The following is an 8970-nucleotide window of genomic DNA, read 5'->3' on the forward strand; positions in this document are numbered from 1 at the left end:
GGTTAGGGCACGAATATAGGGCGCTGGGGCCACCTAGGGCCGGGGGCGGCCGAGGATTTCGGCCGTGCGCAGGCGCACGTACATGTCCTCGACTTTGGCCCGCGCCCAGGGCGTGCGGCGCAGAAAGGTGAGGCTGGATTTCACGCTCGGATTTACGGCAAAGCAATTGAGCTTCAGCCGTTCATCGAGGCCGGCAAAGCTGTAGTGCGCGACGAGGTACTCCAGGATACTGGCCAGCGTCACGCCGTGCAGCTCACGGATGAGGTGGCCAGATTCGTCGCGGGCATCGGTGGGCATGGTAGCGAATGGTAATGCGGGAGAAAGAACAAAATAACGACCTAGGCGCGTTGCCAGGTGCCGCGGCGGCATACACTACCGCCGCGGCGTGCGTTATTTTTGGCCGCCTCCCCCGCCTATGCCCCCCGTTATCGTGCCGCCGCCTTCGTCTGCCCCGCCGCCGCGCCCGCGGCGGCCGTGGCAGCGCTGGGTGCTGGCGGGGCTGCTGCTGGCGCTGCTGGGGGCAGGCACCACGTACTACCGCCACCAGCGCCAGCTCAACCGCTACGTGCGCCACACCTGGGCCACCCTCACCAGCCGCTACCTCACGGGCCGCGAAAAAACCCCACTGCTGGCCGGCTACTCGGTGCACGGCATCGATGTATCGGCCTACCAAGGCAGCATCGACTGGCGCGAGGTGGCGCGCCACCGGGTGCGCTTTGCCTTCATCAAGGCCAGCGAAGGCGCCACGCTGCGCGACGCCCGTTTTGCCCGCAACTGGCAGCAGGCCCGGGCCGCGGGCATCCTCAGCGGCGCCTACCACTACTTCCAGCCCAACCGCGACGGGGCCGTGCAGGCGGCCTTGTTTATCAAGCTGGTGCCGCTGGCCACCGGCGACTTGCCGCCCGTACTCGACGTGGAGGCTACCCGCTTTCACGACGTGGCCGAGCTACGCCGCGAGGTGCGGCAATGGCTCGAGTTGGTGCAGGCCCACTACGGCGTGCGCCCCATTCTGTATTCCAACTACGGATTTTACCGCCACTACCTGGCTGGCCACTTCGATGACTTTCCGCTGTGGCTGGCCCACTACGAGGTGGCCCGCCCCGCCCTGCCCGCCACCCGCTGGATAATCTGGCAGCACTCCGACGAATCGTACGTGCCGGGCATTAAGGGCACCGTCGATTTCAACGTTTTTCAGGGTAGCTACGAGGCTTTGCAGGCGCTGCGGGTGGGCCCGCGGCCCCGCGCGCCGCGCCCTACCCCTCAGCCCACGCCCGCGCCACGCCCCAAAAAAACCGCCCGGCCCGGCAGCTCACGCAAGCCATCGGTCCGGGCGGTTGAGATGGCTTAGGGACCAAAAGACTATGTTTTAAACTCCATCTTGTCGCGTGAGGTAAAGGCTTCGGCAGCTAGGTGCGCTTTTATTCTGTTAAGGCCCATGAAAACCAGTGAATAACCAACTTATGCATTTTAGCTTCACGCGTTTCAAGCTTAGCATCTTCGTAAGCAGCTTCTTAGCCCTAGGGCTTGCGGCTTGCGGCACCGGCAAGTCGGCTTTCACCCAAACCGGCCAAGGCTCCTACTACGCCGATAAGTTTCGGGGCCGGCCCACGGCCAGCGGCACGCCCTACCGCCCCAGCAAGCTCACGGCGGCGCACAACACGCTGCCCTTCGGCACCAAAATCCGGGTTACCAACACCCGCACCGGCCGCTCGGTCAAGGTCACCGTCAACGACCGCGGCCCGCACGTAAAAGGCCGCATCGTGGACCTCTCGAAGCGCGCCGCCCGCAAAATCGGCCTCGTCGATGCTGGCGTAGCGCCGGTGCAGCTCAAAGTGGTGCGCGCCGCGGGCCGCTGACAGCCTGCCCTCGCTTTTCACCCACCTTTTCTTTCTACTTAAGTAATGGCCAAGCAGTTAAATATCCGTAAAAAGCTCATTTGGTCGGCCCCGGCGGGCGGGCGCTTCGTGGCGCTAGACAGCTTCGTAAAAGCCGCCGAAGACCAGGACTGGAGCGACGACGAAATTCAGTTTGTGATGGACGAAGTAGTAGAGGCCGCCGACGATGCCGAGGGCCTCGCCATTTTGGCCGACTACACCGTCCGCTAACGAAAAAGCCCGCCATAAGCTACCCTAAGGCGGCTTACGGCGGGCTTCTCGCTGAAGAAGTGCAGCGGGGGCTACTTATTTTTTGGCGGCTTTGGCCTTGGCTTTCTCCTTTTCCTTGTCGGCCTTCTCCTTGGCCTTTTCGGCTTTTTCGCGGGCTTTTTCCATCTCCTTGCGCTTGCCGGGGTGCTTCAAGTCGTAGGCTTGCAGCTTCTGGATGCTGTCCTGCGCGGCCATTTCGGCCCGGGTTTCTACGCGGCCACTCAGCGACACGTAATCGCCTTCGCGCAGTTGGGTAGTGGTGCCGTCTTTGCCGGTTACCGCGCCGCTGGTGGTGATGGTGGTACCGTTGAGCAGCTTTTTATCGGCCGTAACGGGGTTGGTCATGCCCATTTCGGTGGCTACCAGTTTGCCATCCTTCATCATCACGCCGTCTTTTACCATGCCGGCGCCGGCTTTGGCGCGGGCTTTGGGAGCTACGGGGCGACGCGGCGCGGGCCGCGACTGGGCTTGCACGCCCTGCACCATCAGCAACATGCTAACAGACAGCAGGATACGAGTTATATTTTTCATCAGATAATAAACGAGTTAGGGTAGGGTAAAATAACTAAATAAAAAATCGTGCCAAGCAAATTATATCGATGGGGGTAATCTTGCCGCAGTGCAAATCTACTAATAAGCTCGGGAGTTGCCGCAGCCAACGTTTACCCACGCTTGTGCGTTCAATTAATTCTACGTTTTTCACCACCTTTTATTGTCTTTCTATGAGCACTGCCCACGCCTCCTCCGATATTCAGGCCGACTTTAAGCGCGACGTTAATATGACGGCTAGTGAGCTGGAACGCTGGCTAAAAACCGACGAATCGAAGTCAGTGGGCCAGGACAGTGGCAGCGGTGAGAGCATTGGCCACCAGTCGGGCAAACACATTATCCGCATCCTAGGCAAGAAAAAGGCCGATATCACCCCCGACGACGAGGCCCACATGCACAAGGTGCACGCCTATGTGAGCCGCCACTCGGCCCAGCGGCCCCACGGCGATGTGGAACATTCGCGCTGGCGCTACTCGCTCCTGAACTGGGGCCACGACCCACTGAAGTAATTATGGATTAAAGATTATGAATTAGGAATCACTCATTCTTGACCCTCCTTTTCAATTCCTAATTTCTAGCTCATAATTCCTAATTAACTGCCATGGACTACAAGGATTATTACAAAATACTCGGCATCGAGAAAACGGCCACTACCGAGCAAATCAAGAAGGCGTATCGCAAGCTGGCCCGGCAGTATCACCCCGATGTGAACCCGAATGATGCGACATCCGAGCAAAAATTTAAGGAGATAAACGAGGCCAACGAGGTGCTGTCGGACCCGGATAAGCGCCAGAAATACGACCAGTTTGGGGCCGACTACCAGCGCTACGAGCAGACGGGCGCCGGCGGCGCGGGCCGGGGCCCCGGCGGTTTCGACTGGAGCCAGTACGCCCAGGGGGGTGGGCAGGGCGGCTTTGGCGGGGGCGGCAGCCCGTTTGGGGGCGAAGGCAGCGACGACTTTTCAGACTTTTTCAGCTCTATGTTTGGCGGCATGGGCGGCGGTGCGGGCGGCCGCAGCACGCGCCCTGGCGCCGGCCAGGACTACCAGGCCGATCTAGAGCTGACGCTCGAGGAAGCCTACCACGGCGGCCCGCGCACCATTACGGTACAGGGCAAAAACCTGCGCCTCACCATTCAGCCGGGCGTGGCTGATGGCCAGACCATCCGGCTGCGCGACCAGGGTGGCCCCGGCCGCAACGGCGGCCCCAGTGGCTCGCTGCTCATCACGTTGCGCATTTTGCCCGATGCACGCTACGTACGCACGGGCGACGACCTCACCCAGGATGTGCCCGTGAGCCTCTACCGCGCGCTGCTCGGCGGCTCGCAAACTGTGGAAACCCTGAGCGGCAGCGTCAAAATCACCATCAAGCCCGAAAGCGTCAATGGCACCCGGCTGCGGCTACGCGGCAAGGGCTTCCCGGTGTACCGCCAGGAAGGCAAGTTTGGTGACCTCTACCTGCGCCTGAATGTGCAGCTGCCGCAGCACCTAACCGACCAGGAGAAAGACCTTATCAAGCAGCTGGCCCAGCTCCGGGGCGAAGAAATCTAATTCATAGTGTTTAGTGGGTAGCGCTTAGTGCTTAACGCTTTCTCATTAAGCTTTAAGCACTAACCGTTAACTGCTAAACACTAACAGCTAATCACTATTATCTATGGAAACTCACGTATTAGTGCTCACTTTCCAAGAGGTTGATACTCGCTACGGCCTGGGCCGGGCCGAGCTGCGCCAATTTCTCGAGCTCGGGCTGTTGCGGCCCGCGCCCACGCCCGATGCCATCGAGGTGGAAGAGCCCGACGAGCTGCTGCCGCGCCTGGCGCGCCTGCACCACGGCCTAGGGCTGGCCCCGGAGGCTGTTGACGTGGTGATGTTTATGCGGCAGCGTCTGCTGAGCTTGCAAGCCGCCCTGGCCCGCGAAACGGCCCGGTCGCGGCAGCTAGAGCGGTTTTTGCTAGGCGGCGGGCCGCTGCTCGACGAATAGCAAACCTCGCCCTTCGCGACTTGCCGGCCGCCCTAGCGCAGCAGCTAAGGCTGCGGTTTTTTTGATACGTACAGGACGCCGTTTTGCTCGCCGCAGAAGGCGAAATTCTCGCGTTTGCCGCACAGCGCAGCGGAGGCGGTCACGTAAAGCCGCGACTGTTTGTCGAAGGTAATACTCGTGATGGTGTGGTCGAGCGGTAACAGCAGGCGCGCACCCACCGCGTTCTTCACCCCGATTGTCTCCACATAGTTGGTGCTAGAGCCGGGCTGCGTGGGGGTCAGGCGAAACTCCATTTCGTAGCCAATGCCGGCTGGAGAAGCCGTTCGATTGAGCGCGGTTTTTGGCTCCTGATTATACCGCCCGCGCCAGGTATACTTCTGCCACGTTGCCCCTTGGTTGAGGCTGAAATAGGTAGGGCTGATAGCGTAAGCGATACTGGTAGGCGTTGCGGCGCCGGTTGTTGCTGTCATGGCCAGCAGTGTATCAGCGCGTTGCAAAAATCCTTCTACCCCGAGCCTGTCCTTGTAATCAGACGTCAGCCAGGTTCTGCCCCGGTCTTTGGTTTGATAAATAGCAAAGCGGGTCGAAATAACCAGCGTGCTGTCGATGTTGCCGGCAACCGCCTGAATGGCCCGGCCCTCCGGCGCCCGCAGCGCGTACCAGTCGGCATAGTCGGGTTGGCTTGGCTCTGCCTGGTCTTTGCGGCAGGCACCTAGGGAGAGCACTCCCATTCCGAACAGGAGGATAGACTTCGTAGCTGACGGGCGCATGGGGCCAAATGAAGAGGAAAAGATAGCCGAAGATAGAGACCGCGCCGCCACTTCAGCCGCAACCAGACCCACGCCTAGCTTCCCACCCCCAGCGCCAGCAGCAGCCCCCCTAGGGTGGCCCCCAGCTTGGGCCAGTTGAGGCGGTGCTCGGGGCTGGTTTCGAAGAGGATAGTCGTAGAAACGTGCAGAAACGTGCCAGCCACGAAGCCCAGCAGCGCCGCGTAGGCATCGGTGCTCAGCAGCTGTTGCAGCACCACGTAGTTGCTGAAGAGCAGCCCCGCCGGCGAGGCCAGCGCGAACAGCAGCAGCCACGGCCACACCCGCCCGAACGAGCCCAGCCGCAGGCGCAGCAGCGTAACCAGCGCCACGGCCGCAGGAATGTGGTGCAGCGCCACGCCCAGCACCACGGCGTAGAAGTTGCGGCCAACCTCGCTACTGCCGCCGCTTTTTACCAGGATGCTGCCCTCGAGCAGCGAGTGCACCAGCAGCGCACCTAGGAGCAGCAGCGGCACACGGCCCCGCTCCTGGGCGTCGGGCGCGTGCACGTGGCCGTGTTCAATGCCTTCGGAGAACACCTCCAGTAGCAGCTGCCCAAAGAACCCGGCCAGCACCCAGTAGCCCACCCGGTGCGGGTGCGCCGGCAGCAGCGCAAGCGCCTCGGGCAACAAATGCGTGATGGTAAGCGCAAACAAATAAGCCCCGCTAAAGGCCAACATTGGCTTGAGCCACTGCGTAGTACGAGCAGCGGGCACTACACCTACCAGTGCGCCCGCCCCCAGCACCGTAGCGGCCAAGAGTAATATAGCAACCCACATAACTAGCTGAACACACAGAAGTGCAACAATGTTGTGAATACTTTTTCAACATTGTTGCACTTCCAATAAAGGCTTTTCGGCCGTGGCCTACCGGCGTAGCCAGTGGATTGCCGATGGCTCGGGCTAGGCTACTCGCCGTGCTTAACGTTGCTCTCGGTCTGCGACGATGTGCCGCTCTTCACGCTCTTTTCGGCGTTTTCGGGCTTAGTGTCAGCGCTCATTACGGCGCCGGCGGTGGGAGCTGCGCGGCGCGTCAGATTGCCTTGCAGCACTTTGCTGGCGGGCTCGCCGATGGCGTCGTGCTTGTCGCCGGGTGCGGCGTCGTCAGTTTTGTCAAAATTTTCGCTGATGCGGGTGCCGGGGGGTACCGTGTCGAGCGATACCTTTTGCTCGGGGCGCCAGTCGGAGGGCTCGCTGCTGCAAGAAGCGAAGAAAAGCAAGGCGGCGGGGGCCAGCAGGAGAAGCGGCTTTTTCATAAAGCAGGAAGTAAACTTGAAAATCTAATCTAGGTCGGGAAATACACTACGCAGCCGGCGCGCCGTCGACCAACAGGCTTTTGCGGCGCAGCAGGGCATCGAACAGCTTGCGGTCGTTGTCGTTGTTGAACAAGCGCAGGGGCAAATGTAAAAACACGGGCACATCGAACGTGCGCGCCAGCCACTGCCGCCAGGGCGCCATGTCGGCGGGCGGCACGCCGGGCTTGAGGTACAGCAGGTAGGCATCGGGCTCGCGGCGCACCCGCGCTATCTGGTCCCAGGGCAGGGCCATGGCGCGCTGCTCGGTCTGGCGCATGATGAGCTGGCGCTGGTCCATCTCGTAGTTCATCCGCTCAAACAGGGGCTTGCTCTGCTCCATCTGCGTCACGCCCGTAATTTGGGCCGAGCGCAGCAGCACGTATGCTACCGTGAGCACCACGCTCAGGGCCAGCCACCACCACGAGTGCCAAATAATGGCCGGCAGCAGCCCCACGGCAAACGGAATGGTAGCGTACCACCACTCCTTGCGCCACACCTCGGCCATCGCGATGCGGGTGTAGGTGTTGGTGTCGAACTGGTATTTCTTGGTTTTGATGGTGCCGGGCGCCGATTGCTGCGCCTGCTGCTGGCGGTAGCCGCCGCCACCGCCGCGTTGGTTGGGTTGGTTCATTTTTTATAGTTATTAATTATCAGTTGTGAGTTGTTGGTCGAGCTGACAGTAAAAAGTGCGGTAACTGAGCACTAACAACTGATAACTAGCAACTAACAGCTACTTAATACGCTTTCAAACTTAAATCGAGGCTGCCGGCCGAGTGCGTGAGCGCCCCTACCGAAATAAAATCGACGCCCGTGGCGGCCACGTCGGCAATGGTTTGCTCGGTAATGCCGCCGCTGGCTTCGAGGGGCAGGCGGCCGGCCACCAGGGCCACGGCTTCGCGCAGCTGCTCGGGGCTCATATTATCAAGCATAATGCGGTCGATGCCGCCCGCGTCGAGGGCCTGCTGCACTTCAGCTAGGGTGCGGGTTTCGACTTCGATGGGCAGCTGGCGGCCCGTGGCTTTTAGATAATCGTGCGTGGCTTGCACGGCCTGGGCGATGCCGCCCGCGTAGTCGACGTGGTTATCCTTGAGGATAATCATGTCGAAAAGTCCGTAGCGGTGGTTGACGCCGCCGCCGATGAGCACGGCCCATTTTTCGCAGATGCGAAAGTTGGGCGTCGTTTTGCGGGTGTCGAGCAGGCGGGCTCTGGTGCCGGCCAGCAGGCCCGCGAGGTGGGCTGTGTAGGTGGCGATGCCGCTCATGCGCTGCATGCAGTTGAGCACCAAGCGCTCGGCCGTGAGAATGCTGCGGGCAGGGCCTTCTACAGTAAGGGCTACGTCGCCGTGGCGCACGCGGGCCCCGTCTTCGAGTAAGACACTGACTTGCAGAGCCGCGTCTACTTCATTGAAAATCAGCTGCGCCAGGGCTACGCCGGCCAGCACGCCTTCATCCTTCACGAGGAGGTGCGCCCGGTTGTGGGCAGTGGCCGGAATGGCAGCTAGGGCCGAATGGTCGCCATCGCCCACATCTTCGGCCAGCGCCGTGCGAATGAAGGTGGTGAGCGCCTCGGGCGTGAGATACGGAGCGGAAAAGAGCGTTTGCACGCCGCAAAGGTACGCCGGCCCTGGGGTGCAATACGCTACGCAGCCCGGCGTCTTTGAGCGGCGGCTAAAGCCCCCGGGCCAACGGGCGGCGACCTAGGGAATCCAGGCTATTCCTTCGTGAAATCTATCTTGTCGATAGTGGGGGTGCTCTTATTGGCCTTGAGGCCGATGAACACCCGGTAGGTGCCGTTGCGGCCCGCGAAGCGGCCTACGGCGTAGGGCGTGCCGTCGGGGCCGGCGCCCTGGTGCACAATATCAAACTTGCCGGGCGCGTTTTTGGCGAAGAAATTTTTCAGGACCAGCTCGGTCTGGGTGGTATTCATATTTTGGCTGTCGCCATCAAAACCCACCTCCACCGAAGGAGCCAGATACTGGGCTAGGTCGTGCGAAGAACCGCTGGCAATGGCCGAGCGCACGGCCGTAAGTTGGTCGCCGCCCTGCGCCTGGATAGTTGCCGTACTAGCTAGTAAAAGCCAGCCACACACCAATAATTTCGTAAAAGTTAATCTCATAGTAACAAGCTCTGCTAAGGGGGACAAACGCTTGCATCTTGGCTCAAAGCCAAAACTATGCCAGCAAGCGGGTTTCTGTAGC

General features: G+C 60.9%; 14 protein-coding genes. 6 read left to right on the forward strand and 8 right to left on the reverse strand.

Annotated elements, in window-relative coordinates; all coding sequences use genetic code 11:
- Nucleotides 1-33 precede the first annotated feature (33 nt).
- Nucleotides 34-297 (reverse strand): VF530 family protein, encoded by a 264-nt coding sequence (locus ACFSDX_RS14250; protein WP_382314635.1) that lies wholly within the window; start codon nucleotides 295-297, stop codon nucleotides 34-36.
- 118 nt (nucleotides 298-415) lie between these two features.
- Here ACFSDX_RS14250 and ACFSDX_RS14255 point away from each other — a divergent pair, with 118 nt between their 5' ends.
- From ACFSDX_RS14255 to ACFSDX_RS14265, 3 genes are all read left to right on the forward strand, one after another.
- Nucleotides 416-1348, forward strand: coding sequence for a glycoside hydrolase family 25 protein (locus ACFSDX_RS14255; RefSeq protein ID WP_382314637.1), 933 nt, complete (start codon nucleotides 416-418; stop codon nucleotides 1346-1348).
- 112 nt (nucleotides 1349-1460) lie between these two features.
- Entirely contained in the window at nucleotides 1461-1856 is a 396-nt protein-coding gene (locus tag ACFSDX_RS14260) for a septal ring lytic transglycosylase RlpA family protein (protein WP_382314639.1), read from the forward strand.
- 45 nt (nucleotides 1857-1901) lie between these two features.
- Complete coding sequence (locus ACFSDX_RS14265) at nucleotides 1902-2105, forward strand: hypothetical protein (protein ID WP_382314641.1); 204 nt, start codon at nucleotides 1902-1904, stop codon at nucleotides 2103-2105.
- Nucleotides 2106-2180: 75 nt separating this feature from the next.
- On the opposite strand, the gene ACFSDX_RS14270 is transcribed toward ACFSDX_RS14265, so the two are convergent.
- Nucleotides 2181-2675: a DUF6799 domain-containing protein gene (locus tag ACFSDX_RS14270; RefSeq protein WP_382314643.1), complete on the reverse strand. Its 495-nt coding sequence runs from the start codon at nucleotides 2673-2675 to the stop codon at nucleotides 2181-2183.
- Between the two features lie 191 nt (nucleotides 2676-2866).
- Between ACFSDX_RS14270 and ACFSDX_RS14275 the strand changes: the two genes are divergently transcribed.
- The 3 genes from ACFSDX_RS14275 (at nucleotide 2867) to ACFSDX_RS14285 (ending at nucleotide 4672) form a co-directional block, all read left to right on the forward strand.
- Complete coding sequence (locus tag ACFSDX_RS14275) at nucleotides 2867-3202, forward strand: DUF3140 domain-containing protein (protein WP_382314645.1); 336 nt, start codon at nucleotides 2867-2869, stop codon at nucleotides 3200-3202.
- A gap of 92 nt (nucleotides 3203-3294) precedes the next feature.
- Nucleotides 3295-4242, forward strand: coding sequence for a DnaJ C-terminal domain-containing protein (locus tag ACFSDX_RS14280; RefSeq protein ID WP_382314647.1), 948 nt, complete (start codon nucleotides 3295-3297; stop codon nucleotides 4240-4242).
- Between the two features lie 103 nt (nucleotides 4243-4345).
- Entirely contained in the window at nucleotides 4346-4672 is a 327-nt protein-coding gene (locus ACFSDX_RS14285) for a MerR family transcriptional regulator (protein WP_382314649.1), read from the forward strand.
- A 44-nt stretch (nucleotides 4673-4716) separates the two neighbouring features.
- Here the strand turns inward: ACFSDX_RS14285 and ACFSDX_RS14290 are convergent, their stop codons facing one another.
- The 6 genes from ACFSDX_RS14290 to ACFSDX_RS14315 all read right to left on the reverse strand — a co-directional run bounded on the left by ACFSDX_RS14290 (nucleotide 4717) and on the right by ACFSDX_RS14315 (nucleotide 8888).
- Complete coding sequence (locus ACFSDX_RS14290; RefSeq protein WP_382314651.1) at nucleotides 4717-5442, reverse strand: hypothetical protein; 726 nt, start codon at nucleotides 5440-5442, stop codon at nucleotides 4717-4719.
- 74 nt (nucleotides 5443-5516) lie between these two features.
- Entirely contained in the window at nucleotides 5517-6257 is a 741-nt protein-coding gene (locus ACFSDX_RS14295; protein WP_382314653.1) for a ZIP family metal transporter, read from the reverse strand.
- 128 nt (nucleotides 6258-6385) lie between these two features.
- Complete coding sequence (locus ACFSDX_RS14300) at nucleotides 6386-6733, reverse strand: hypothetical protein (protein WP_382314654.1); 348 nt, start codon at nucleotides 6731-6733, stop codon at nucleotides 6386-6388.
- Between the two features lie 46 nt (nucleotides 6734-6779).
- Nucleotides 6780-7403, reverse strand: a complete 624-nt coding sequence (locus ACFSDX_RS14305) for a YcxB family protein (protein WP_382314656.1) — start codon at nucleotides 7401-7403, stop codon at nucleotides 6780-6782.
- A 103-nt stretch (nucleotides 7404-7506) separates the two neighbouring features.
- A complete protein-coding gene (nadC, locus tag ACFSDX_RS14310; protein WP_382314658.1) occupies nucleotides 7507-8376 on the reverse strand; it encodes a carboxylating nicotinate-nucleotide diphosphorylase in 870 nt (289 codons plus the stop codon).
- A 107-nt stretch (nucleotides 8377-8483) separates the two neighbouring features.
- Nucleotides 8484-8888, reverse strand: a complete 405-nt coding sequence (locus ACFSDX_RS14315) for a DUF4783 domain-containing protein (protein ID WP_382314660.1) — start codon at nucleotides 8886-8888, stop codon at nucleotides 8484-8486.
- Nucleotides 8889-8970 lie beyond the last annotated feature (82 nt).

This window comes from Hymenobacter bucti (assembly GCF_042681145.1).
GTDB classification, from domain to species: Bacteria; Bacteroidota; Bacteroidia; order Cytophagales; family Hymenobacteraceae; genus Hymenobacter; species Hymenobacter bucti.

Excerpts from the sequence above, each read along its gene's own strand:
- ACFSDX_RS14290 (WP_382314651.1), bottom strand. The coding sequence starts at position 5,442 with ATGCGCCCGTCAGCTACGAAGTCTATCCTCCTGTTCGGAATGGGAGTG.
- ACFSDX_RS14265 (WP_382314641.1), top strand. The coding sequence starts at position 1,902 with ATGGCCAAGCAGTTAAATATCCGTAAAAAGCTCATTTGGTCGGCCCCG.
- ACFSDX_RS14275 (WP_382314645.1), top strand. The coding sequence starts at position 2,867 with ATGAGCACTGCCCACGCCTCCTCCGATATTCAGGCCGACTTTAAGCGC.
- ACFSDX_RS14250 (WP_382314635.1), bottom strand. The coding sequence starts at position 297 with ATGCCCACCGATGCCCGCGACGAATCTGGCCACCTCATCCGTGAGCTG.
- ACFSDX_RS14280 (WP_382314647.1), top strand. The coding sequence starts at position 3,295 with ATGGACTACAAGGATTATTACAAAATACTCGGCATCGAGAAAACGGCC.
- ACFSDX_RS14315 (WP_382314660.1), bottom strand. The coding sequence starts at position 8,888 with ATGAGATTAACTTTTACGAAATTATTGGTGTGTGGCTGGCTTTTACTA.
- ACFSDX_RS14295 (WP_382314653.1), bottom strand. The coding sequence starts at position 6,257 with ATGTGGGTTGCTATATTACTCTTGGCCGCTACGGTGCTGGGGGCGGGC.
- ACFSDX_RS14300 (WP_382314654.1), bottom strand. The coding sequence starts at position 6,733 with ATGAAAAAGCCGCTTCTCCTGCTGGCCCCCGCCGCCTTGCTTTTCTTC.
- ACFSDX_RS14255 (WP_382314637.1), top strand. The coding sequence starts at position 416 with ATGCCCCCCGTTATCGTGCCGCCGCCTTCGTCTGCCCCGCCGCCGCGC.
- ACFSDX_RS14260 (WP_382314639.1), top strand. The coding sequence starts at position 1,461 with ATGCATTTTAGCTTCACGCGTTTCAAGCTTAGCATCTTCGTAAGCAGC.
- ACFSDX_RS14270 (WP_382314643.1), bottom strand. The coding sequence starts at position 2,675 with ATGAAAAATATAACTCGTATCCTGCTGTCTGTTAGCATGTTGCTGATG.
- ACFSDX_RS14285 (WP_382314649.1), top strand. The coding sequence starts at position 4,346 with ATGGAAACTCACGTATTAGTGCTCACTTTCCAAGAGGTTGATACTCGC.
- ACFSDX_RS14305 (WP_382314656.1), bottom strand. The coding sequence starts at position 7,403 with ATGAACCAACCCAACCAACGCGGCGGTGGCGGCGGCTACCGCCAGCAG.